Annotated in this window: 22 protein-coding genes, 1 tRNA gene and 1 pseudogene; 8 read left to right on the plus strand and 16 right to left on the minus strand. The window is 64.3% G+C overall.

Going from position 1 to position 22,183, the window contains the following annotated elements; translation table 11 throughout:
* Positions 1 to 22: 22 nt before the first annotated feature.
* Positions 23 to 631: a 2-hydroxychromene-2-carboxylate isomerase gene (locus FG93_RS03020; RefSeq protein ID WP_043231513.1), complete on the minus strand. Its 609-nt coding sequence runs from the start codon at positions 629 to 631 to the stop codon at positions 23 to 25.
* Between the two features lie 263 nt (positions 632 to 894).
* Between FG93_RS03020 and FG93_RS03025 the strand changes: the two genes are divergently transcribed.
* Positions 895 to 2,127, plus strand: coding sequence for an argininosuccinate synthase (locus FG93_RS03025; RefSeq protein ID WP_043231515.1), 1,233 nt, complete (start codon positions 895 to 897; stop codon positions 2,125 to 2,127).
* 160 nt (positions 2,128 to 2,287) lie between these two features.
* On the opposite strand, the gene FG93_RS03030 is transcribed toward FG93_RS03025, so the two are convergent.
* The 7 genes and pseudogenes from FG93_RS03030 to FG93_RS03060 form a co-directional block, all read right to left on the minus strand.
* Positions 2,288 to 2,911, minus strand: coding sequence for a Rieske (2Fe-2S) protein (locus FG93_RS03030; protein WP_043231518.1), 624 nt, complete (start codon positions 2,909 to 2,911; stop codon positions 2,288 to 2,290).
* Positions 2,912 to 3,131: 220 nt separating this feature from the next.
* Positions 3,132 to 3,338 (minus strand): annotated as a pseudogene (locus FG93_RS33470) (DUF2188 domain-containing protein); the annotation flags it as partial.
* Positions 3,339 to 3,443: 105 nt separating this feature from the next.
* Entirely contained in the window at positions 3,444 to 4,277 is an 834-nt protein-coding gene (gene fabI, locus FG93_RS03040; RefSeq protein ID WP_043231520.1) for an enoyl-ACP reductase FabI, read from the minus strand.
* A gap of 77 nt (positions 4,278 to 4,354) precedes the next feature.
* A complete protein-coding gene (locus tag FG93_RS03045) occupies positions 4,355 to 4,627 on the minus strand; it encodes a DUF3303 domain-containing protein (protein WP_043231522.1) in 273 nt (90 codons plus the stop codon).
* Between the two features lie 6 nt (positions 4,628 to 4,633).
* Positions 4,634 to 5,860, minus strand: coding sequence for a beta-ketoacyl-ACP synthase I (fabB, locus tag FG93_RS03050; protein WP_043231907.1), 1,227 nt, complete (start codon positions 5,858 to 5,860; stop codon positions 4,634 to 4,636).
* Between the two features lie 118 nt (positions 5,861 to 5,978).
* Positions 5,979 to 6,491: a 3-hydroxyacyl-[acyl-carrier-protein] dehydratase FabA gene (fabA, locus tag FG93_RS03055; RefSeq protein ID WP_043231524.1), complete on the minus strand. Its 513-nt coding sequence runs from the start codon at positions 6,489 to 6,491 to the stop codon at positions 5,979 to 5,981.
* A 141-nt stretch (positions 6,492 to 6,632) separates the two neighbouring features.
* Complete coding sequence (locus tag FG93_RS03060; RefSeq protein ID WP_043231910.1) at positions 6,633 to 7,268, minus strand: LysE family translocator; 636 nt, start codon at positions 7,266 to 7,268, stop codon at positions 6,633 to 6,635.
* Positions 7,269 to 7,439: 171 nt separating this feature from the next.
* Between FG93_RS03060 and irrA the strand changes: the two genes are divergently transcribed.
* Positions 7,440 to 7,904, plus strand: coding sequence for an iron response transcriptional regulator IrrA (gene irrA / locus FG93_RS03065; protein WP_043231526.1), 465 nt, complete (start codon positions 7,440 to 7,442; stop codon positions 7,902 to 7,904).
* 84 nt (positions 7,905 to 7,988) lie between these two features.
* On the plus strand, positions 7,989 to 8,765 hold the full coding sequence (locus FG93_RS03070; protein ID WP_052513293.1) for a YbaY family lipoprotein: 777 nt from the start codon (positions 7,989 to 7,991) through the stop codon (positions 8,763 to 8,765).
* A 12-nt stretch (positions 8,766 to 8,777) separates the two neighbouring features.
* Here FG93_RS03070 and FG93_RS03075 read toward each other — a convergent pair whose 3' ends face one another.
* Entirely contained in the window at positions 8,778 to 9,272 is a 495-nt protein-coding gene (locus FG93_RS03075; protein ID WP_141740334.1) for an SH3 domain-containing protein, read from the minus strand.
* Positions 9,273 to 9,513: 241 nt separating this feature from the next.
* Here FG93_RS03075 and FG93_RS03080 point away from each other — a divergent pair, with 241 nt between their 5' ends.
* On the plus strand, positions 9,514 to 10,509 hold the full coding sequence (locus FG93_RS03080; RefSeq protein ID WP_043231528.1) for a D-glycerate dehydrogenase: 996 nt from the start codon (positions 9,514 to 9,516) through the stop codon (positions 10,507 to 10,509).
* Between the two features lie 66 nt (positions 10,510 to 10,575).
* Here FG93_RS03080 and FG93_RS03085 read toward each other — a convergent pair whose 3' ends face one another.
* On the minus strand, positions 10,576 to 10,962 hold the full coding sequence (locus FG93_RS03085; RefSeq protein ID WP_043231917.1) for a helix-turn-helix domain-containing protein: 387 nt from the start codon (positions 10,960 to 10,962) through the stop codon (positions 10,576 to 10,578).
* 100 nt (positions 10,963 to 11,062) lie between these two features.
* On the opposite strand from FG93_RS03085, the gene FG93_RS03090 reads away from it, so the two are divergent.
* Complete coding sequence (locus FG93_RS03090; protein ID WP_043231531.1) at positions 11,063 to 12,052, plus strand: zinc-binding dehydrogenase; 990 nt, start codon at positions 11,063 to 11,065, stop codon at positions 12,050 to 12,052.
* Positions 12,053 to 12,177: 125 nt separating this feature from the next.
* Here the strand turns inward: FG93_RS03090 and FG93_RS03095 are convergent, their stop codons facing one another.
* Positions 12,178 to 13,182 (minus strand): complex I NDUFA9 subunit family protein, encoded by a 1,005-nt coding sequence (locus FG93_RS03095; protein WP_052513336.1) that lies wholly within the window; start codon positions 13,180 to 13,182, stop codon positions 12,178 to 12,180.
* A gap of 143 nt (positions 13,183 to 13,325) precedes the next feature.
* Here FG93_RS03095 and FG93_RS03100 point away from each other — a divergent pair.
* From FG93_RS03100 to FG93_RS32780, 3 genes are all read left to right on the plus strand, one after another.
* Positions 13,326 to 13,412, plus strand: a tRNA-Leu gene (locus FG93_RS03100).
* A gap of 86 nt (positions 13,413 to 13,498) precedes the next feature.
* A complete protein-coding gene (locus tag FG93_RS03105) occupies positions 13,499 to 15,199 on the plus strand; it encodes a tyrosine-type recombinase/integrase (RefSeq protein WP_052513294.1) in 1,701 nt (566 codons plus the stop codon).
* Positions 15,200 to 15,248: 49 nt separating this feature from the next.
* The gene (locus FG93_RS32780; RefSeq protein ID WP_161783760.1) at positions 15,249 to 15,416 is read left to right on the plus strand and encodes a hypothetical protein; all 168 of its coding nucleotides are present in this window, start codon (positions 15,249 to 15,251) and stop codon (positions 15,414 to 15,416) included.
* Between the two features lie 266 nt (positions 15,417 to 15,682).
* On the opposite strand, the gene FG93_RS33205 is transcribed toward FG93_RS32780, so the two are convergent.
* The 5 genes from FG93_RS33205 to FG93_RS03125 all read right to left on the minus strand — a co-directional run bounded on the left by FG93_RS33205 (position 15,683) and on the right by FG93_RS03125 (position 20,358).
* The gene (locus FG93_RS33205) at positions 15,683 to 15,856 is read right to left on the minus strand and encodes a hypothetical protein (protein WP_162835440.1); all 174 of its coding nucleotides are present in this window, start codon (positions 15,854 to 15,856) and stop codon (positions 15,683 to 15,685) included.
* Between the two features lie 368 nt (positions 15,857 to 16,224).
* Positions 16,225 to 17,466, minus strand: a complete 1,242-nt coding sequence (locus FG93_RS03110; RefSeq protein ID WP_052513295.1) for a hypothetical protein — start codon at positions 17,464 to 17,466, stop codon at positions 16,225 to 16,227.
* A 164-nt stretch (positions 17,467 to 17,630) separates the two neighbouring features.
* Positions 17,631 to 18,374, minus strand: coding sequence for a hypothetical protein (locus FG93_RS33475; RefSeq protein ID WP_244448474.1), 744 nt, complete (start codon positions 18,372 to 18,374; stop codon positions 17,631 to 17,633).
* 29 nt (positions 18,375 to 18,403) lie between these two features.
* Positions 18,404 to 18,748, minus strand: a complete 345-nt coding sequence (locus FG93_RS03120; RefSeq protein ID WP_152579272.1) for a hypothetical protein — start codon at positions 18,746 to 18,748, stop codon at positions 18,404 to 18,406.
* 827 nt (positions 18,749 to 19,575) lie between these two features.
* Entirely contained in the window at positions 19,576 to 20,358 is a 783-nt protein-coding gene (locus FG93_RS03125; RefSeq protein WP_081881265.1) for a recombinase family protein, read from the minus strand.
* Between the last annotated feature and the right edge of the window lie 1,825 nt (positions 20,359 to 22,183).

Raw genomic sequence — 22,183 nt, forward strand, 5'->3', positions numbered from 1 at the left:
TTAATGCATCGACCCGAAAGATTTAGCGCCCATCCCGGGCCCAGCGGAGCGCCTCTCCCAGCCGATCATCTCCCCAGAACAATTCGCCATCGCCAGTAATGAAGGCCGGCGCCCCGAAGATCCCGAGCGACTTCGCGAGTTCGGTCTCGGCCTTCAGCCTGCCCTTGACCTCCTCGCTGCGCGACGTCGAGATCGCGGAGCCGGGATCCGCGCCAGCCTCCTTCAGTGCCGCGACCAGCACGGCCTCCTCGGCAATGTTACGCCCCTCGCAGAACGCGGCCCTGAACAGCGCCTTCGAGAAGGCGGGCATCCATCCTGCCTCGCGCCCGGCGAGCGCGACGCGCGCCGCGACATGCGAATTCTGCGGGAACGGATTGGGCCGGACAAGCTTGATGCCGGCGCGGGCAGCCTGGCGCTCGAGGTCGCGCCACATATAGCGGCCCTTGTTCGGGAACAGGTTGAACGGCGACGTCGTCCAGCCCTGGCCGGCAAAGATCGGCCCCAGCAGAAAGGGCCGCCAGCGCAGGGCCACATCCGCCTCGTCTGCCACGGCTTCAACCCGCAACGCGCTCAGGAAGGAATACGGAGAGGCGAACTCGTACCAGAAGTCGAGGACGGGACGATTCGGCATTCAGCCTCCAGGTCGGTCATCGGTTTGAGTCGCGCTCGGGAAGCTTCGACCTGTCGCGGCGCGACTGCAAGCACGCAGGACGCGTGTTGCACAATCGGCATCGCTGATGCCGACCCATCACGGGATGACGTTTGATCGATCAGAAGGTTCCGATTGCGTCGTCCCGAGGGCTGCGATAGTGCGCCATTGAGCCGAAAACAGGGCCATCCACAGTCGAAGCGTCCCCGGCATGGAAACATGCCGTCAGAGCAGGAAGATCATCGATGTCCGACAAGCGCGTGAAGAAGGTCGTACTCGCCTATTCCGGCGGCCTTGACACCTCGATCATCCTGAAATGGCTGCAAACCACCTATCAATGCGAGGTCGTGACCTTCACCGCCGATCTCGGCCAGGGCGAGGAGCTGGAGCCCGCCCGCCAGAAGGCGCTGCTGCTCGGCATCAAGCCCGAGAACATCCATATCGAGGACCTGCGCGAGGAATTCGTCCGCGACTACGTCTTCCCGATGTTCCGGGCCAATGCGGCCTATGAGGGCGTCTACCTGCTCGGCACCTCGATCGCTCGCCCGCTGATCGGCAAAAAGCTGATCGAGATCGCCGAGAGAGTCGGCGCCGACGCCATCTCCCATGGCGCAACCGGCAAGGGCAACGACCAGGTCCGCTTCGAGCTCACCGCCTATGCGCTGAAGCCCGATGTCGTGGTGATCGCACCCTGGCGCGAATGGGATCTGCGCTCGCGCGAGCAGCTCATCGCCTTCGCCGAACAGCACCAGATCCCGATCGCCAAGGACAAGCGCGGCGAAGCGCCCTTCTCGGTCGACGCCAACCTGCTGCACGCCTCCTCGGAAGGAAAGGTGCTGGAGGACCCGGCGCAGGAAGTGCCGGATTACGTCTATTCGCGCACGATCTCGCCCGAGGATGCGCCGGACAAGCCGACCTATATCACCATCGACTTCGCCAAGGGCGATGCGGTCGCCATCGACGGCGTCCCGCTCTCGCCCGCCACGCTTCTGGCGAAATTGAACGAGCTCGGCCGCGACAACGGCATCGGCCGCCTCGACCTCGTCGAGAACCGCTTCGTCGGCATGAAGTCGCGCGGCATGTACGAGACGCCCGGCGGCACGATCCTGCACGCGGCGCATCGGGCCATCGAGTCGATCACGCTCGACCGCGGCGCGGCCCATCTCAAGGACGAGATCATGCCGAAATATGCCGAGCTGATCTATAACGGCTTCTGGTTCTCGCCCGAGCGCGAGATGCTGCAGGCGCTGATCGACAAGAGCCAGGAATACGTCGCCGGCCAGGTTCGCCTGAAGCTGTACAAGGGCGGCGTCCATGTCGTCGGCCGCTCCAGCCCCTATTCGCTCTACGACCAGGACCTGGTGACCTTCGAGGAAGGTGCCGTCGCCTATGACCACCGCGATGCGGCCGGCTTCATCCGCCTGAACGCGCTGCGCCTGCGTACGCTCGGCCAGCGCAAGAAGAAGCTCGGGCTCTGATCAGACTTGCGCCTCGCGCGCTGCGGGATTCACCGCTGCAGCGCGGATGGGGACCGACGACGAGAAAGAGCTGCTCGGTCAAGCGCGATGCCGATCATCGGGATCGGTCAGCGGTCTGGCCGAGCTTCCCGGGTACTGAGCAACCGGCTTTGCAGTGGCCTCAGGTTCGCCAGCGCAAACGCTCCGGTGCCAGCGTGTTCTCGAACGCCACGCCCGTGCGCCGGGCCGCGGCATAGTCGCGCTTCAGGCGGAAATACCATTGCGCCAGCCGGTCGGCCTGGCCCATCAGCAGCATCGTCGGCTTGCGCTCGAGGCCCTGCTGGGCGAGCTCCAGGATATCCTGGTCCTGGCGCAGGAAGGCCCGGGCCGCCCAGCGGAGCGGCAGCGCGAGAAGCGCCAGTTGCGGCAGGTCGGAGAGCAGCACATTCGTCAGCAGCGTCCGCTTCGCATCGATCGGTGTCGCAAAGGTCGCGTTGACGATGGTGCGCCTGCCTACGGTGATGCGCTCGATGCGCTGGCCCGGCAGCAGGCCATCGAACGGCCCTTGCGATAGCGGCGCGCCCCGATGCGGGCAGCGATCACGCAAGGCAAAGACCTCACCGCTGTGCTTGCGACCAATCACGATCTGCTCGCCAAGGATCGTCACGCTCTCGCGGGCGCCGGGAGCGAGCCGTCCCCTGCTCTTGGCGCAATACCAGGCTTCGCGCGGCGGCTCGCGAAACTCACTGGCCGCCGGCACCGCCTGCGCGACAGCATCGATCGGCGGGATCACTGAAACGGTCATTCGGAACCTTGAGCATCCCTGCACCGCGCTGAAGGCCGGCGGCTCGGGCTCAAGGTCGCCGTGCGCATTGCCGGTGCATTGCAGCCGGCATCGAAACGCGATCCCGCGCTCGGGGCCGCTTTGATCCGGACGCTTTCAGGGGGATCGCGGGGGCAGCGACGCGGCGCTGATGGAATGGCAGACCTGCGTCACGGCTTGTCGACGATCCAGGTATGGGGCTGCCCTGAGCGAGTTCCTCGTGCCAGTCACCCCGGGCGTCCTGGTAGACGATACCGTCGGTGACGCCAGGCCGCTTCTGGCGGGCAGCGGCCTTGTTGGCCGCCTTGAGTGCGGCATCATGCGACCGAAAGGTCTCGGACAGTGCACCGCCGACCTTGTAGGCCCAGCCGCCATCGTGCTGGACGATCTCGTACTTCACCATGACCATGGTCGTCCTCCGAGGATCACAAGCGGAACCGCCGGACGCCCCTCGGGTTCCGCCGCTCGAAGATAATCCGAGCCGGGCCGATGATGAAGGCCAAATCCGCTTGAGCTACTCGCCGTTACCGCCATCAGCCGCGCGCAGGCCTTCGAGCACCGGCATCGAGGTGACGTGATAGCCGGCATCGACATGATGAACGTCACCGGTCACGCCGCCGGACAGATCCGAGAGGTAGTACAACGCCGAGCCACCGATCTCCTCGAGCGTCACCGACTTGCGCAAAGGCGAATTGGCCCGCTGCCATGAATACATGGCGCGCGCATCCGAGATGCCGGCGCCGGCGAGCGTGCGCACTGGCCCGGGCGAAAGCGCGTTGACGCGGATGCCGCGCGGACCGAAATCCGCGGCGAGATAGCGCATGCTCGCCTCGAGCGCCGCCTTGGCGACACCCATGACATTGTAGTTCGGCATCACGCGCGTCGATCCACCATAGGTCAGCGTGATCATGCTGCCGCCTCTGGGCATGCGCTCGGCGGCGCGCTTGGCAGCCTCCGTGAAGGAAAAGCAGGAGATCACCATGGTGCGCGAGAAATTCTCGCGGCTGGTGTCGGCATAGAGGCCCTTGAGCTCGCTCTTGTCGGAAAAACCGATGGCGTGAACGATGAAATCCAGTGTGTTGCGCTCGGGATCGCCGCCCCAGGCCTCATCGATCGCAGCAAAGGCTCCATCGACGCTTGCGATATCCTCGACATCGCAGGGCAGGACCAGCTTCGATCCGATGCTCTCCGCCAGCGGCTTCACGCGCTTGCCGAGCGCTTCGCCCTGATAGGTGAAGGCCATCTCGGCGCCATGGGCGTGGAGGGTACGTGCAATGCCCCAGGCGATGGAATTCTGGTTGGCGACGCCCATGACGAGGCCGCGCTTGTTATGCATCAAGGGGAGCATGGGATGACTCTATTCGGGTCTTGGAAGGGTACTTAAGCAGGGTAGGGACTGGATCAGGCGGGTCGGATTGGCTCTTGCTACAGATGTTTGGCGATGGCCGCGGCCGTCGCCTTGGACGATGCCAGCGGCACGATCTCGAAGCGCGCGAGATCGCTCCATTCCAGCACCCACTCCTGCAGCACCGCGACATCGTCGCATTCCATGACCTGGAAGCAACGAGCCAGATCTGCCTGGATCCAGCTGTCCACATAGCACAGGCCATCGGGCATCATGCGGCCACGCTCGTGGAAGCGACGATAGATGTCCTTCACCCGCGCCTGGTCGAAATGCTCGATGACCATGAACAGCATGCAGGCTCAGACCTCCAGCCGCTTCATCACGATGGTCGCATTCGTTCCGCCGAAGCCGAAGGAATTCGAGAGCACGCAACCAAGGCCGGCATTGTCGATGCGCTTGCGCACGATCGGCATGTCGGCAAAGGCGGGATCGAGTTCCTCGATATGGGCGCTCTCGCAAATGAAATCGTTATTGAGCATCAGGAGCGAGTAGATCGCCTCCTGAACGCCGGTCGCACCCAGCGAATGGCCGGTCAGCGACTTTGTCGCCGAGATCGGCGGGCTCTTCTCGCCGGCGCCAAAGACCTCGCGGATCGCCTCGATCTCCTTGGCATCGCCAACGGGGGTCGAGGTGCCATGGGGGTTGATGTAGTCGACCTTGGCTTTCACGCCCTGCAGGGCCATCCTCATGCAGCGGACCGCGCCCTCGCCGGAGGGGGCGACCATGTCGTAACCGTCCGAGGTCGCGCCATAGCCGACGATCTCGCCATAGATGCGCGCACCGCGCGCCTTGGCGTGTTCCAGTTCCTCGAGCACGACGACGCCGGCACCGCCGGCGATGACGAAGCCATCGCGCCTGACGTCATAGGCGCGCGACGCCCGTGACGGCGTTTCGTTGAAATCGGTCGACATGGCGCCCATGCCGTCGAACAGGACGGAGAGCGTCCAGTCCAGTTCCTCGCAGCCACCCGCGAAGATCACATCCTGCTTGCCCCACTGGATCAGCTCATAGGCATTGCCGATGCAGTGGTTCGACGTCGCACAGGCCGAGGAGATCGAATAGTTCACGCCCTTGATCTTGAACCAGGTCGCAAGCGTCGCCGACGCGGTCGAGGACATGCCCTTGGGCACAGCAAACGGGCCGACCTTCTTGGACGATCCGCTTTCGCGGGCCTTGTCGTAGGCGTCGATCAGGGCGCGGGTCGAGGGGCCGCCCGAGCCCATGACGATGCCGGTCCGCTCATGGCTGATCTCGCCGGCTTCGAGGCCCGCATCCGCGATCGCCTGTTCCATGGCGACATGGTTCCAGGCCGAGCCGCCGCCATGGAAGCGCATCGCGCGACGGTCGACCACGCTGGCGGCGTCGAGCGTCGGCGCGCCGCCGACACGGCTGCGGAAGCCATGCTCAGCAAATTCGGGCATGAAGGCGATGCCGGATTTGGCCTCGTGCAGCGAGGACAGCACTTCCTGCGTATTGTTGCCGATGGACGAGACAATGCCCATCCCGGTGACCACAACGCGTCTCATGCTCGTTTCTCCGGCTTTCTCGTCACGGACCGGGCCTCGCGGAGGTTCGGTCAATCTTCTCAGTCACGCGCAGATGGACCGCTCAGACGGCGAGCGCAAGGCCGGCGCGCTGTTTTACTCAGGCGCCCTCAGGCTTGAACAGGCCAACGCGCATATCCGAGACCGTATAGATTCGCTTGCCATCGGCCTCCAGCCAGCCATCGGCAATGCCGAGCACCAGCTTGGACTTGAAGACGCGCTTGAATTCGACACCATAGACGACCTGCTTGACGCTGGGCAGGACCTGGTCGGCGAACTTCACCTCACCGACGCCGAGCGCCCTGCCCCGGCCCGGCAGTCCGAGCCAGCCGAGGAAGAAGCCGGTGAGCTGCCAGAGCGCATCGAGCCCGAGGCAGCCCGGCATCACGGGATCGCCCTTGAAATGGCAATCGAAGAACCAGAGGTCCGGCCTGACATCGAATTCGGCGCGCACGAAGCCCTTGCCATGAGGACCACCGTTCTCGGCGATCTCGGTGATGCGGTCGAACATCAGCATCGGCGGCAGCGGCAGCTGCGCGTTACCAGGTCCGAAAAGTTCCCCGCGACCGCAGCTGAGGATCTCCTCGTAGCTGAAAGACGACTGACGCTCCATACTGCCCCGCTCCGTATCGACCGTTCGGCCAAGCCTTACCCGGCATTGGCGCTGGTGATGTGCTCTCGGAGCCGTGCGTAACACGGGCTTACGCCGAAACGGAAGGGCGCAAGCCCGGTCTTCCGTCCCAAAGATCGGCAATCACAGGCCGCGCCAGCCTTGCCAGGCCGTCATGGCGGCCACCAGAACCAGCAGCGCACCGACCACACGACCAACGAGCATGCTTGCCTGGGAATTGCCTGCAAGCGCCGTGCGGCTGCCTGCCGCAGCCAGCGCGAGCGAGCCATAGACCGCAAACTGCGTCCCGGCGATGATCAGGCTCAGGATCGAAGCATGGAGCCAGATCTCACCCGCCTCCGGCCTCAGGAACTGCGGAAAGACCGCCAGCATGAAGAGATAGGCTCTTGGATTCAGCAGGTTGGTCAGGGCTCCCTGCCGGAACGCCATCCAGCCATTGCGACGCCGCGTCTCCAGGACTGGCGCGAAGGATGCGCCGCTGCGCAGCAACGCAGAGCCGATCCAGGCGACATAAGCCGAGCCCAGCAGCAGCATGACGTCGAAGGCCATCGGCACGAGTCGAAGCACGGCACTGACGCCAAGCACACCCACCACGACATGACAGATGCCGGCTGCGATCACTCCCGCCGTCGCATAGAGACCGGAGCGGCGCCCGCCAGCAAGCGCGTTCGCCAGAACGAATGTCATATCCATGCCCGGCACGATGACGATACCGAAAACCAGACAAAAGAAGAGCCAGAGATGCGCGGTCTCGGACATGGCAGCCTCCGAACCATCAACCGCGATCATGCGTGGCGAGGCACCCGAATCCTGTCAGGAGGCTGGCGGAAGCTTGCGAGCGCGAAAGCAAAGCCTTACATCTCATCTAAACTAGGCGCCGCATCAGCGCGGCACAGCGATCATTGCGAACCAGAAGGACCGAGCCTGCGCATGAGCGATCTGATCTCCCAGAACCAGGGCTACGGATCGAGCGAGCGGCAGGGCTGTCCGTTCCATGACGTGCGCCAGCGGCTGCGCCGCGTCGGGCTTCGCCCGACACGCCAGCGGGTGTCGCTCGGTTGGCTGCTCTTCGCCAAGGGCGACCGGCATGTCAGCGCCGAGATGCTCTATGAGGAAGCGATGAAGGCGCGCGTGCCGGTCTCGCTTGCGACGGTCTACAATACGCTGCACCAGTTCACCGAGGCTGGCCTGCTGCGCGAACTCGCGATCGACGGCGCCAAGACCTTTTTCGATACAGATAATAGCGACCACCATCATTTCGTGGTCGATGGCGAGAATACGGTGATCGATATTCCGGCTTCGGCAGTCGATGTCGCTGCGCTGCCGGAGCCTCCGACAGGTTACGAAATCGCTCGCGTCGATGTCGTCGTGCGCCTGCGCAAGATCGCCGGCTGACGCAAGGCGTCCAACCTTCACTCACAGCACCGCCATGACCCGCGCCCTCCGCGCGGGCGCCGTCGCGTCGAGAGGAGTTCACGCGTGACCATTAAGCCGATCAAAGCCCTGATCTCCCGCCGCAGCCTGACCGGCCTCATGGCCCTGGCGCTGGTCACGCCTGCCGGAGGCGCGCTGGCGGCCCCCATGACACTGCGCGGAACAGTCTTATTCCGCGAGCGCATCGCGCTTCCACGGACTGCAACCGTCGAGGTCCGCCTGCTGGATGTCTCGCTGGCCGACGCGCCCGCCAAGACGATTGCCGAGACACGCCTTCCGGCCCGCCGCAATCCGATCCGTTATGCGCTGCGTTTCGACCGCGCGCAGATCGAGCCGCGCCGGACCTACGCGCTGCAAGCGCGTATCACCGATGGTGAGCGCCTGCTGTTCATCAACACGACCCGCCACACCGTCTTCGCCGGCGGGCGCAACAGCACGACAATCCGTGTCGAACATGTCGCCCGCGAGCAGGCGGAAGCGCCACGACCGGCCACGCCTGTCGGGCGCTGGCTTGCCGAGGACATTCGCGGCGGCGGCGTGATAGATCGGCTGCAATCGGTGCTGGAGCTCGCCGCCGACGGCAAGGTCAGCGGGACGGGAGGCTGCAACCGCATGAGCGGAAGCGCGAAGCTCAGCGGACCTCAAATCTCCTTCGGCCCGCTTGCGTCCACGCGGATGGCCTGCACGCTGGCGGCGATGAACCAGGAAAGCAAATTCTTCGCAGCGCTGGAATCCGCTCGCAGCTGGCGCATCGACCGGCAGGACAAGCTTGTCCTGCTGGATGCGGGCGGCACGCCGATCATGCGTCTCGCCAGGATGTAACGCTAAACCGGGTCAGTCGACCTTCTCGTTCGGGTAGACCCCCCAGAGCCGTTCCTGCTTGATATAGCCGTTCATCTTGGCGACGCCGACCCGGCACCAGGAATTGGCACAGTTCACCACATTGACGATCACGCCCGGCTGCAGGCGGGCGGTGACGGCCGATCCGGCATCGGCGCTCGCGTGGAGCGTGAAGACCTCGTCCTTGACCTTCGACCAGGGGGCGACAAGGGCCGTACGCCGGCCCGAGAGCAGGCTGTGCAGTACCCAGCCCTCCGAACCGTCGGCATCGCGCACGCGGCGCCAGGTCTCGAATTCGGCGGTGATCTCGACGGGCAGGCCAGCACGCTGGAACACCCAGCTCGTGCGATGCTCCTTGGAGGGTCCTTCGCGCAGATTGACCCGGTCCGACTTCAGGCTGACATAGCGCGGGATCGGCAGCCCGGTCACGGAACCGGCCGTCATGTCCTGGGCGAGAACGGCCGAGCCTGAGCCGAGATTTGCGAGCATTGCCGCCGCCAAAACCAGGCTCCGCATCATCAGACCGCTCATCCGCACCATCTCCTCGTCATAGTCCTGCTTCGCCATGGTCCGGGCAACCGGCGAAGGGTCATGTTGTCATCCGACGCGCCGCCTTCTAGACACGAACCAGCGCGTGAACACGTCGCCCTCATTCCTGATACGCCTTGGTTAATGGCGGGTTGAGGCGGAACGGCGGCGTTGTCGCAGGGCTGCGGGAGAGGAGTCGTCAATGACGAAGAAGAAGCCGTTGGTCGTGGTTACCCGCAAGCTGCCGGCCGTCGTCGAAACGCGCATGCGCGAATTGTTCGACGCCCGTCTCAATATCGACGACACCCCGCTGAGCCAGGCTGCTCTGGTCGAGGCGGTCAAGACCGCCGATGTGCTGGTTCCGACCGTGACCGACCGGATCGATGCCGGGATTATCGCCCAGGCTGGCGATCAGCTGCGCCTGATCGCCAATTTCGGCAACGGCGTCGACAATATCGATGTCGCCAGCGCCGTGCAGCGCGGCATCACCGTGACCAACACGCCGGGCGTGCTGACGAACGACACGGCCGACATGACGATCGCCCTCATCCTGGCCGTCGCGCGACGAATCGCGGAGGGCGCCCGCATCATCTCGGACGACGAATGGGGCGGCTGGTCGCCGACCTGGATGCTCGGCCGGCGCATCACCGGCAAGCGTCTCGGCATTGTCGGCATGGGCCGGATCGGCCAGGCGGTCGCGAAGCGGGCCGCGGCTTTCGGCCTCTCGATCCATTATCACAACCGCCGCCGCGTCGACGCGCGCATCGAGGAGGCGCTCGACGCGACCTACTGGGATTCGCTCGACCAGATGCTGGCGCGAATGGATATCGTCTCGATCAACTGCCCGCATACACCGGCGACCTATCACCTGCTCTCGGCCCGCCGCCTGAAGCTGATGAAGCCCGATGCCATCCTTGTGAACACGGCGCGCGGCGAGATCGTCGACGAGACGGCGCTCGCGCGCATGCTGGAAGCAGGCGAACTTGCCGGTGCCGGCCTCGACGTGTTCGAGCACGAGCCCGCCGTGAATCCGCGCCTGCTCAAACTGGCCCGCAGTCACAAGATCGTCGTGCTGCCCCATATGGGTTCGGCGACGCATGAAGGCCGCGCCGATATGGGTGAGAAGGTCATCGTCAACATCAAGACCTTCATGGACGGTCACAAGCCGCCGGACCGTGTCCTGCCGAGCATGCTGTAAGCGACGGCCTCTCGGGCAGGGACGGCTCGCCTGCACCGCCTGGGACCGCCGCAAGGGAAGGCGAAGTCAGGCGGCAGCAGCTCGTTCGGCCGGAGGAAGCCGGCATTCCGACAGGCTGGCGAGATCGTCCAGATCGGCCGCGTGCTTGCGCCCCCAGTCGCATAGGGACCGAATGATCGGCTCCAGGCTGCGCCCGAGCGCGGTCACGGAATAATCGACGCGCAGCGGCACCTGGCGAAAAATCTCGCGATGGACGAGCCCGTGCTCCTCCATCTCGCGCAGTTGCTGGATCAGGACCTTCTGGCTGATGCGCGGCACCAGGCCCTTCAACTCCGTGAGGCGCCTGGGCTGATCGAAGAGCTGGTAGAGGATGATCGCCTTCCAGCGTCCCGCAATCACCTTCAGCGCGCGCTCGACCGGCTGCACAGGCAGGCGCTTCATCGGATCGGTCATGGTTACCTTCCGGTCTGCAAGAGACAAATCGGTGTGTCGTCGTTCGCCCGCATCATAGCCCAGAACGCCCGGCAGGATCATTCACTGTCGTGAGGCATTCATGAAAGCCATCCAGATCAACCGCTTTGGCGGCCCCGATGTGCTCGTACCCACCGAAGTCGCAAAGCCCATCCCCCGCCCCGGCGAGGTCCTGATTCGCGTCCGCGCAGCCGGGGTCAATTTCTTCGAGACGCTGCAGAGACAGGATCGCTATGGCGCAACGCCCGTTCTACCCATGATCCCCGGCGTCGAGATCGCCGGCACGATTGCGGCGCTCGGCGAAGGCGCTCCGGACCTTCAGCTTGGCGATCGAGTCGCCGTCCCGCTCTTCGCGGCCGGCATCTTCTCAGGCGGTTATGCCGAGTATGTCGCAGTTGATGCGGCTCACGTCGTTGCGCTCCCCCCGGCCCTTCCGTTTGAGACGGCCGCGGCCCTGATGGTGCAGGGCCTGACAGCGCAACACCTCGTTCGCCAGGCACAGCCTGCAGGCAAGACCGTGCTGATCACTGCCGCAGCAGGCGGCGTCGGCAGCCTGCTCGTGCAGACGGCCAAACATGCAGGAGCAAAACGTATCATCGCCACCGCAAGCTCTCAGGACAAGCTCGCCCTGGCCCGGGACCTCGGAGCCGACGAGAGCGTCAACTACACGCAACCGCATTGGGGCGCCCAGGTCCAGGCCGCAACAGGCGGCGCAGGGCCCGACATCGTCTACGAATCGGCGGGCGGAGACGTCACCGCGACAAGTCTGAAGCTGCTTGCTCCGCTTGGGCGCATCATCCTCTTCGGAGCGCTGAACACCCGGGACCCTGGACTGAGCATGGCCCAGTTGCAGAACCTGATCTTCAACAATCAATCGCTTGCCGGCTTCAGCTTGCTGCCGCTGTTGACTCCTGTGGGCGTCAAAGCCGACCTCGCCACACTATTTGGCCTGGCCGAGCGCGGCGAACTCACCGTGCTTTCGGGCGGCCGCTTCCCCCTGGAGCAGGCAGCCGCCGCGCATGAAGCGCTCGAAAGCCGGCGCTCGACCGGCAAGATCGTGCTGGTGCCCTGAGCGAAACTTGGCCAAGAGCATGCTGCGAAAACGTGGCAACGGTTTTTCGCATCAAGCATGCTCTAAACTATGAGAGTCGATCACGTTTTCTGCGTTTGGACGATTTCGTCCAAGCGCAGCGTGATCTAGCCGACGCGGGCTGTGTCGAACTGGCCCGTCTTGCGGAAACGCCAGAGATAGGAAGGCACCACGGCCTCGACCGAGGTCGGGGTGATTCCGATGCCCTCGAAGCAACGCCCCTCCGCTTTTGCCTGCTTCGAGACGACATTATCGGTCTCGAGCAGGGTGACCTGGTCGCGCGTCATCATCAGTTCGTCCGGCAACAGGCCGAGCGACAGGGTATTGACGATTTCCAGAATGCGCGCCTGGAGCCGCGCCAGCGGGAACGGCAGCGGTGCCAACACACGCCTGCGGCCTGTCACCTCGCAAACATAGGTCAGCAATTCCTTGAAGCTCTTCACCTCGGGCCCGCCAAGCTCGTAGATTCGGCCTCCGGCGATCGTCCCGTCGATGGCGCGCGCCGCAGCCTCGGCGACATCGCCGACGAAGACAGGCTGGAACTTGGTCTCGCCACCGCCGACCAGGGGCAGGACAGGCAGCATCCGGGCCAGCGAAGCGAAGCGGTTGAAGAAGGAATCCTCCGGCCCGAAGACGATCGAGGGGCGCAGGACGATGGCCGAGGGAACCAGCGACAGAACCGCAGCCTCGCCCTCAGCCTTGCTGCGGCCATAGGCGGAACGTGATTCACGCGCGGCGCCAATTGCGGAGACCTGCACCAGGCGGGTGATGCCCTGGGCAGCGCAGGCCTGCGCGATGGCACGAGCACCATTGGCTTGAACAGCCGAGAAGCTCTGCCGGCCGCCTTGCTGCAGGATGCCGACAAGGTTGACTACCGCGTCAGCACCACGAACCGCAGCTGCAAGCGAATCGGGATAGCGCAGATTCGCCTGCACCGGCATGATCTGCCCGACGGTGCCGAGCGGCTGCAGGAAACCGGCGAGATCGGGCCGGCGCACTGCGACGCGCACGCGGTATCCGCGCTTGACCAATGCACGCACGACATGGCGGCCAATGAAGCCGGAGCCGCCGAAAACCGTGATCAGCTGCGAGGACGGGGTCTGGGTGGCCATATTGCTCAAGCTCCGCCGAGGACTTGCCGCTGTCCTAGTGGATCGGACCTGCGCTGTGAAGGCGAACATTCCACAGATAGGAACATGCCGGCTCGATATCCCCGTTGACAGCCTCCATCCGCCCCCGTAAACGAACCGCCGTTGCCCAGGTGGCGGAATTGGTAGACGCACCAGCTTCAGGTGCTGGCGCTCGCAAGGGCGTGGAGGTTCGAGTCCTCTCCTGGGCACCACTCTTCCTTGAGGACTACCAACCTCAAGGACTTAGGCCTTCGCAGAGTGGTGCGTTTGTGCGACCGTGTAACAACGGTGTGCAACAATGCTCTACAGGCTCGTTCGCTCAGTGAAGCGCCGCGATTCCTCCCACAGTCAATTCACCCAGCGCATTCCCGCCGATGTGCTGCCTCGTGCCGCTGGCCGCAAGCTCTCCATTCCGCTCGGCAACGGGGAGTTTCATCACCTCACTGTTTCGCCCGCAATGAAAGCCATCCGGTTTTCTCTCCGGACCCGCGACCCGAGCGAGGCCAAGGTGCGCAACGGCCGGGTGGCTGCCCATCTTGAGGAAGTCTGGCAGGGCCTTCGCGCCGCCAAGCCCATAGCCCTCACCAACAGGCAGGCCCATGCGCTGGCCGGGGAGCTTTACCGGGCGTGGGCCTCAGAGGGGCCGAGGGAACGACCCATGGCAGCCACCCTCAAACCCGGCCGCAAGGGCAAGGACCGGGAGGACTGGGTGGTGGAGCATGGGGCCTCACCCGGGGAGGAGGCAGGAGGCTTCCACTCCATCGCGGAGAAGCTCACCGCTATGCACGCCAAGCCGGAGCCCGGCGAGATGGAGCCCGTAGTGGGTGCCATCGTGAACCGCCTCTTGCTGGCTCGCGGTATCGCGGCGGTGGAGCCCCACTCGCGGGTCCTGCTGCTTACCGCCTTCGTGCAGGCCTTGCGGGACGCCTTTGAGAACCGCGCCAGGAATGCCGAGGGCGACTATTCGCCGGACCCGAAGTCGCAGCGCTTTCCCGAATGGGTGCCGCCCGAGGAGCATCCAAAGCCGCCCCCTGCGCCCACCGCCGTGGCCTCGCTCAAGGGGCTGGTGGAGGACTGGTGGAAGGAGGCACAGGCGACGGGCCGCAAGCCGAGCACCTATGAGAGCTACCGGAATACGGTGGCGGCGCTGGTGGCCTACCTTGGGCACGATGACGCGGCCCGGCTGACGCCGGAAAGTATCATTGGTTTCAAAGACCACCGCCTCTCCAGCATCAACCCTCGCACCAGCAAACCCATCTCAGCCAAGACCGTGAAGGATAGCGACTTGGCCGGTCTCAAGACGGTCTTTGGGTGGGCTGTCAGCAACCGTCGCATGGCGTCCAATCCCGCAGCCGGCATCACCATCAAGCTCGGCAAGCCCAAGAAGCTCCGCTCCAAGGGTTTCACCGACGATGAGGCAGCCGCCCTCCTCCGCGCTGCCCGCAACTACCGGAACTCCGACGAGACCCCAAAGACTGCTGCCGCCAAGCGGTGGGCGCCGTGGCTCTGCGCCTACACGGGGGGCCGCGTTGGGGAGATGGCGCAGCTACGCAAGCAGGACCTCCGCCAAGAGGCAGGGCACTGGATCATCCACATCACGCCTGAGGCCGGCACAGTTAAGACCGACGAAGCGCGAGACGTGGTGCTCCATCCGCATCTCGTGGATGAGGGCTTCGTGCAATTCGTGAAGGATGCGCCGGCCGGGCACCTGTTCCTCCGGGTTGGCAAGGAGGGCGAGGTCCGGGGGCCGCTCCGGGGTCTCAAGAACCGCCTTGCCGAATTTGCCCGCGTGCAGGTGCCCGATGTGCGCGTCATGCCCAACCACGGCTGGCGGCACCGCTTCAAGACGGTCGCGAGGTCTGCCGGGATAGACAGCCGCGTGGTGGATGCCATCCAAGGGCACGCCGCGAGGACGGCCGGGGATGACTACGGCGATGTGACGGTAGGGGCGATGGCGCTGGCCATGACGAAGTTCCCCCGCGTGAAGCTAGAGGGCTGACCCGATTGAAAGCCTTCTTAACTTCGTCGCCTCGCTGGTCGTCCTGCCGATGCTCGGGGGCACTGCGCTGATCCTCGTGGGAGCGGCCTCTCAGGTTGCATTGGCCTCCACCACGCCCGGCTGGCAGAAGTACCTCTGGTTCCTCGGGGCCGGCTACGTGCTGTTGAACCTGGAGCAATTCCTCGGAGCCTTGGCCAGCGGCTCGGGGCAGTGGTGACACATTTGACCGGGGCTGCCTCCCCGTAACCTGACCGCAGGCGGGCAAGAAAAAGCTGTGCGGTGCGGGGGTGACGCTCTCGCGCGACCTTCATGCTCGACATCGAGATTCGAGCGGAGGGCTGGCTTATGGGCCGCGCAATTGGATTGTTAGACCTGCTGACTATCACGCCACACATCAACTCGCCGTGGGCATTCGCAGCGCTGGCCATGGTGGCGGGTGCGTGGTGCTTTGATCGGTGGAGGAGGGCGCGGCGATGAGACCCCTCAAAACACAAGGTCCCGCTCCGGCTCGACGGGTTTCTCAGTGGTCTGCCCGACGATCACGCGGATCGTTCCGTCCTTGGCTATCTCGATGGTGCCTGACGCCCCGCACTGCAAGACGGCGCGGACGGCTCGGGCGATATCCGCCTGCGTGGCACGGGCTGGGGTCCTGCTCATAGGGTTTCCTTACGAGGGCGCGACATGGCGACAGTCAAAGCAGAATCTCCCGATTACGGCTAGGGTCGATGCGGTGAGGCCGAGACGCGGGCCAGACCCCCAGGACCAAGCAGCGAAAAGGGGTAAAGCCCGCGAAGGCTCCACCGCGATGTTCTCAACTCGGCAGCGCCTTGGGAGCGCTTGGTCTTGATGGCGTCATGCAGCGCGAAGAGGTCCCAAAGCTGGTTCTCAGGCAATGGTGGAGATGGTTGGTCACTCCTCCGCCTCATCGCCGCCCTTGATCCTTCGAGGGGCACCACGCGGCAGCTACCTCAAGCCCCCCCTAATGCCCTATAGGGGAGGCGTAAGGCATCAACCAATTGTAATTGCTAGACTTTATCGATGCGCAGCTTCGCGCAGGACCTGGCGTAGGTAGCGTGCGACGCCTGCATTGCCTCCCGTGCGGCCTCCTCATTCGACTGAGCCACGAGCACGCTGTCATGAAGCGGCAGCGCCGTGACCCCTGAGGCAAAGAGCCGGAGCAGCGCGTCTATCAGGATGGCGCTCTCGATTGCCATGAGCGAGAACCCGATGCCGGTGCCGAAGAGATGCGCGATGGGAGCATGATGGTGGCGAATGTCGGCAAGTACGGCCTGGAGCTTCGTCCCTTTCGGAAAGCAAGATGATGTATCCTGCGGCCACCGCGTGAGCGGACCCCGCGCGAAGAGCAGGGCATTGAGCAGCCGCTTGAAGCCGTCGCGGTGGGAGCCGTCACCCCAGATGGCGTAGAGGTCGCCTTCGGGTGTCAGCAGATCGCATTGGCGGTAGGCCAGCGACGCGAAGAGCTGCCCGAAGTCCACATTGGCGATTGGCTCACCTTCGGGGCATCCAGCCGTCCCGATGCGCAGCCGCTCGAAGCGTTCCTGTCGGGGCATTATCTCCCAGAACCCGTCAAACAGCCGGCCGCCTTCGGTCCACAAGCCGTTGTTGAAGATGCGCCTCACCGTGCGGCGGGTCGGATCGGCAGGAAGCGTTTCCGAGGGCGTGGGGCTTGAAGCGGGTAATAGAAAGAGAGGCGCGGCGGTGAGGTAGCGATTGATGGTCTGCACCTGCTTGCGCAGCTTTCGCGTCGTCGCCGTATCTTTGTAGTCGAGCACGTTAGACTGTCCCGTCTTGCGGTCCTTTGGCCCGCGCAGGATCAGCACTTCGGGGTCCTCCTGCCGTTCGAAGGCGCCCCAGTCGATGGTGACAAAGTCAATGGCGTCGAGGAGGGCCTGCGTTGGCCGGATCGTGGTCTGCCGCCTGCGGCCATCCTCCAGCCGAAAGCCACGTGTGATGATCTTCGCCAATCCGACCTCGGGATGTGTCATCAGGTCCAGGGCGTCGAGGAAGTGCTGCCCGTAGACCTCGGGGCGGTAGCGCGTGGCAGACCACATCACGCCGCTGCGGCGGGGGACGGCCAAGGGGAGCGGGGAGCGCGTCAGAGCCAGGGCCGCAAGGTTGCAGGCAAAGGCCTCGATGGCGATATGGAACTTCGCGCGGTCGTCGGGTTTCCGGCTACGCTGCCTGAGGCCAAGCCGAGCTTCGGTGGTCTCCAGGTGGACGGCAAGGCCCTTGAGGGTGCGCAACAAGTCACGGCTCGCGGCCCGGCGCTGAGGATCGAACTGGACGGCAACCAACCGGGGAGGAGCTGAGCGCCCGCCCCTCCCGTCCGCCTGAGGTTGCACTGCGCCGCGCCTCTCAACATGTGCTGACCGGGGCTGGCACATCGGGTCGCTCGGTTGTTTGGTGGCGCTCACTTCTCCAGCCCAAGCCGAACCCGTGTATGGCGCGGGAGCCAGTCAGGCCGCTGCGAGGGATGCGGGCCGAACATCTCCACCCGCAAGCGCCGAACCGTATCCAGCGCATCTTGCATCACGCCTCGGCAGATTTCGTCCAGCTCCCGCCCCATTACCCGAAGCACCTGCCCGGAAGATCGCGGGTAATTGTGGATGGCGAGGGGTGCGGTCGTGCCGTTCGGCAGGGCAACCTCCCACCTGCTGTGAGTGCCCGACGCTAACCGATGGACTGCCTTGGCGGTCTGCACCAATCGGAACTCCGGCACATTGTGGCTGTCGCGGTCGTCCTCGATCAGGGCCGCAACTGCCATATGGATTGCCAGAAGCCGCTCCGGCTTGACGCCAGCCTCCCGCAGCCGTGCGAAGGCAACCCTGGCCCGCTTGGCGGCAGGTAGGCGCTTGATGTCTTGCGCTCTCTCGACCTGCCCTGCGCCGTCCATGAGGCCTTGCAAGCCAATGAGCGGGTAGGTCACGGCGATGTCGTTGCGGTGCTCGGCTATCCAGCGGTGGGCGGCCTTGAGGTATGGCTTGAGGTCGGTGGCTTTAAGCGGGGCGGCCCAATGGGAGCCGTACCGAGCCCGGCGCTGGACGTGATACTGACAGTGGCAATCCGCGAGGCCAGTCCCCGCCGCTGCCATTGTCGGTCGACCGCAACCGGGGATAGCGCAGGTGGCACGATGCGGCACGGAGCGAATGCGCATCGCGAGACTCTCGTGTTGCTTTGAAGCCATCAGGAGTCGCCCTCTTCGCCGCTGGCCTTGAGAGGGGGAAACACTCCCTTCGGCTGCTTTCTGGGACCGTGAGAGTTCTTGATCGCCTCCACGCTACCCATTTCAGCAAGTTTCGCTGCCGCTGCCGAAGACACTTTCACGGCCAAGCTTCGCATTATGGCGTCGTCCTTGGCGGCTGGAAGGGGATTGATCGTTATTCTTTTTTCTTTGATCAGCATCATCAACGGCTGCCAGAGTTCTGGATTTTCGTATAGCTTTCCGCTCGTGCGAATGAAGCCGCATTTTATTCCTAGTATGAGCGCTTCATCTTTTAGATACAGCGTGACGTAACTATTCAGGTTCACGCACTCAACAACTCCTTTGACTGCCATAATGCCGGCGGGCCAGGGGTTCCTATCTGCCTTTGCGCTCACCTTTACGATAGTTTCCGCAGTTTCAGCCGGTTGGTCGCCTAAGTGCCACGTCCAGCCACTAGCCGACGGGCCGGTTCTTCCGCTGGAAACTGGTCGTGCCGCTCCATAGGCCCACGCGATAATCGGCTGCGGATTGCCTGTCTCATTTGAATTCATTGGATGCCTGAAAGTCCGAAGGCTCGATGGCCCGTTAAGACTGAGGAGGCAGATGAGCGGACTGCACGGTTCCGGATCAAACCCAGCGTCGCGCCGTGCTCGGTGGCGGATTGCGGCTGAGGATGTCGGCCCCAATCTCAACAGCTCACCGTACTCTACGGCGGCAACGGTCGAAGTTTGGGAGGTGCGCTTGCCCGGAATGGACTGGATCGCGTGCGCTATGTCGGTGACCCGCTTCAAACATGCGCTACCCTTCGTCAGTTTTCAAGGGGCTGCAAATTCGGTCTGTCTCCACGCGTTCTGGAGTGGCAGCGTGCGGCGAGATACGCTGTAATGATAACGCTCAGGCGGCGCAGACGGCCGCCCGCATGCACGGCGAGGGCCTGATGACCGTCCAGCAATGGCTTGCAGGCGTTATTTTAGCCGGGATCGCGACAGGATTGGCCCTCCACACCGTCGCCGACCGCTTACCGGGTCGATATCAGGTTGCCGTAGAAGCGACGGGAGCTTGGCGGCTTGATACGCTCACCGGCAAACTGTCCTACTGCGTTAACACTGGGATAGAGACCGCCCCGATGTGCGGGCCGTGGGGCGCCCAGTCGCTAGAGCAGTTCAGAGTGAGTGAGGCAACTCGTTAGGCGGCGAGCCGTTATTCGCCTACCAGACCCATTCAGCCTCCGTCCTGCCTCCAGCCGCTCAAGCACCCGCGCGACCTGCACCGGAGCCCACTGCGCCTTACCGCGGGCGGTGGGAATGCCTCGGCTGGTCAGGGCCTCGGCAAGCCCAGCTAACGAGGTGATGCCGGCCGTGCGCAGCTCCTCAATGACCGGCGCGAGGTCGTGGTTGCGAGCGGTGGCCCTAGCCGTCTGTGCGGCCCTGCCTGCCTCCTGTGCTGCCTGTGTTAGCTTGACGCCTCGGTTGCCTCCAAGCGGGGGAAGCTCCTTCTTCTTGCGCCGCTCCTTGGCGGCAGCGAGGGCGGCCTTGGTGCGCGTTGATATGAGACCGGCTTCTAATTCTGCCACCGCCGCCATCTGCTGGAGGAGGAAGCGGCCCGTCGCCCCTTCGATCTTGGGAATATCGCAGAAGCGAACGTCGACGCCGCTTTCCAGGAGGCGCTCCAAGAACCCTTTGGACCGAGTGAGGCGGTCCACCTTGGCTACGATGAGCGGGACGCGGTGAAGCCGGGCTTTGTGCAACGCCTTGTGAAGCTCGGGGCGCTCTGACTTGCGGCCACTCTCGACTTCCGTGAACTCCCCGAGGATGCGCCAAGCCCCACCATTTAGGTAGGCTTCGACGGCTGCATGCTGTGCCTCAAGCCCGAGACCGGAAGCTCCCTGCCGCGCAGTTGAGACCCGGTAGTATGCCACGTAGTCGCCGTCTGCCACGCTCGCCTCCTATTACATCTCAGTCTACGGTCGTTGACACGGATGTAAATCACAAGGTGGTCGCGGTCAAGCAAGCCTGCACCGGCGCACGGTGGCGCAGCGCGAGGTGAACGGCCTAGGGGGAAGGCGCTGCGCGGTTAGACCACTGGCCCACGCGAGGCCCCCACCGGGGGGAAAGCTCGCCGCTCCCACGTTGGGCATGCCACTTACATGGCGGACCCCTTGGGTACTTCGGGGCGTCTAGAGGTCGCAGAGTGCTCACACGAGGAGGATGAGCATCGGGCGGAGGCCTACTTCATAGCCAGAAGGCGACGATGATGCCGAGGGCTTCGAGCATGGTGAGGTCGATGGTGCTCCTCCTGGTGGATGGGGTCTTTGCTGTCGGAGCGCTCGTGGTCGCGGTGCCCGTGATGATGCGGCTTGGGGTCGAGGTGCATGAGGTGGTGGGGTTCGGCTATCCCTCCCTCCTCCCCACAGCTCTCCTCATGGTCGGGGCTTGCAGGTCGGATGCTGCGGGCACAGACCAATGCAGCAAGATGGTGATTGAGGGAGTAGGAACCATCCTTATGGAAGCCCGACTTGAGCAGGGCGGGGTCTAGAAGGCCCTCGTGGGGATGCTGGAGGCTCTCCCAGCGCTATTCGGGCCTTGAGCGTTCTCTCACGCAGCAAAACGCCCCGTGCCGGTTGGGGCACGAGGCGCTTCTCACGGCGTCAGGCGGCGGCAACCACGGCAAAAAGACCTTCCCGACAGCCGGTGCTTTCTCCCGCGACATGCATTGCGAGTACCCTGCCGCCGGAACGCCGTGATGTTCAGCGATGCAGGGTGGGCCGTCCAATGACAAAAATGAACCGATCAAGGCCGAACGATTCACGCGATGAATCAATGCGCTAGGAGACGCTAGGAGACTCGTGAGCCGCTTCTGGCCCTTCCGGCTACAGCCCTAGTGGGGCGGCTCCGCGCGGGCTTCTGTGTGCCTTCCTGAGGCCTCCAGGCTCACGCCCCGACTGCCCGGCCGGCAGGAAACGGAGGTGTAGGTCGAGCCGACACAGCGCCAACAGCGGGCAGGCTCCAGGTTCCTCACGGCATCGGTTGAGAAGGGTGCCAGTCGCGGACGCTCTAGGAATGTCGACCCCACATGGGGGAAACTCACATCCGTCGCCTCGTGGGTGGTCTCTCGCGTGAGTCACCCCAGAAGAGGTCTCAAGCTAACGCAAAGTTCCGCCACAATCAGCCTGTTAGCTGCGCACTGAGGCCGAGCCACATACTGCTCGCCAAAGGTCTCTCATGGGTTATGCCCGTCTCCAAGGTGCGCTGGTTCGCGCTTTGGCTGACGCCGAGCATTCTCATGGACGTTCGCCGCCCGCCCCCTTGGAGCCATCCAAGGAGGTGTCGGAATGGGAAGCGTCGAACTTTACTTCAACAACAAGCTGCTTGGCCGGTTTCCATCGCCTTATGCGGCGGCGCGATGGGTCCTAGATCACGATCCGGCGTGCGTCGCGAGCGATGGAGGAGAGTGGCCCCTCCGCATTCTCAGAGGATGGGAATCTAAGGGAAGCCGTAGCTTCATCCGCGATTGCCCTCCCGCTGCCGGCTTAGCGCCTACCGCACTGCACGCGGAGGCGGAGCACATCCGCATGGTTGGTTGGTCCGGCTGAACAGAAGACGGCGACCTCTGCCCCGGCGAAGGCGTGGAGGCGCTAAACGCGTGGCAGGCCCAAAGCCGCGCCCGAGGGCTCGCCATACATACCCCCGCACCATCGCCTTTTCGCGGACGGGAGACCCCCGCTCGGGGGACTTTCAGCCGGCCGTTGTGCTCGGGCGTTA

This window comes from Allobosea sp. LC85, from assembly GCF_000735605.1.
In the GTDB taxonomy this organism is placed as follows: Bacteria; Pseudomonadota; Alphaproteobacteria; order Rhizobiales; family Beijerinckiaceae; genus Allobosea.

Excerpts from the sequence above, each read along its gene's own strand:
- FG93_RS03020 (WP_043231513.1), bottom strand. The coding sequence starts at position 631 with ATGCCGAATCGTCCCGTCCTCGACTTCTGGTACGAGTTCGCCTCTCCG.
- FG93_RS03025 (WP_043231515.1), top strand. The coding sequence starts at position 895 with ATGTCCGACAAGCGCGTGAAGAAGGTCGTACTCGCCTATTCCGGCGGC.
- FG93_RS03030 (WP_043231518.1), bottom strand. The coding sequence starts at position 2,911 with ATGACCGTTTCAGTGATCCCGCCGATCGATGCTGTCGCGCAGGCGGTG.
- fabI (WP_043231520.1), bottom strand. The coding sequence starts at position 4,277 with ATGCTCCCCTTGATGCATAACAAGCGCGGCCTCGTCATGGGCGTCGCC.
- FG93_RS03045 (WP_043231522.1), bottom strand. The coding sequence starts at position 4,627 with ATGCTGTTCATGGTCATCGAGCATTTCGACCAGGCGCGGGTGAAGGAC.
- fabB (WP_043231907.1), bottom strand. The coding sequence starts at position 5,860 with ATGAGACGCGTTGTGGTCACCGGGATGGGCATTGTCTCGTCCATCGGC.
- fabA (WP_043231524.1), bottom strand. The coding sequence starts at position 6,491 with ATGGAGCGTCAGTCGTCTTTCAGCTACGAGGAGATCCTCAGCTGCGGT.
- FG93_RS03060 (WP_043231910.1), bottom strand. The coding sequence starts at position 7,268 with ATGTCCGAGACCGCGCATCTCTGGCTCTTCTTTTGTCTGGTTTTCGGT.
- irrA (WP_043231526.1), top strand. The coding sequence starts at position 7,440 with ATGAGCGATCTGATCTCCCAGAACCAGGGCTACGGATCGAGCGAGCGG.
- FG93_RS03075 (WP_141740334.1), bottom strand. The coding sequence starts at position 9,272 with ATGCTCGCAAATCTCGGCTCAGGCTCGGCCGTTCTCGCCCAGGACATG.
- FG93_RS03080 (WP_043231528.1), top strand. The coding sequence starts at position 9,514 with ATGACGAAGAAGAAGCCGTTGGTCGTGGTTACCCGCAAGCTGCCGGCC.
- FG93_RS03085 (WP_043231917.1), bottom strand. The coding sequence starts at position 10,962 with ATGACCGATCCGATGAAGCGCCTGCCTGTGCAGCCGGTCGAGCGCGCG.
- FG93_RS03090 (WP_043231531.1), top strand. The coding sequence starts at position 11,063 with ATGAAAGCCATCCAGATCAACCGCTTTGGCGGCCCCGATGTGCTCGTA.
- FG93_RS03095 (WP_052513336.1), bottom strand. The coding sequence starts at position 13,182 with ATGGCCACCCAGACCCCGTCCTCGCAGCTGATCACGGTTTTCGGCGGC.
- FG93_RS03105 (WP_052513294.1), top strand. The coding sequence starts at position 13,499 with ATGCTCTACAGGCTCGTTCGCTCAGTGAAGCGCCGCGATTCCTCCCAC.
- FG93_RS32780 (WP_161783760.1), top strand. The coding sequence starts at position 15,249 with ATGCTCGGGGGCACTGCGCTGATCCTCGTGGGAGCGGCCTCTCAGGTT.
- FG93_RS33205 (WP_162835440.1), bottom strand. The coding sequence starts at position 15,856 with ATGAGCAGGACCCCAGCCCGTGCCACGCAGGCGGATATCGCCCGAGCC.
- FG93_RS33475 (WP_244448474.1), bottom strand. The coding sequence starts at position 18,374 with ATGCGCATTCGCTCCGTGCCGCATCGTGCCACCTGCGCTATCCCCGGT.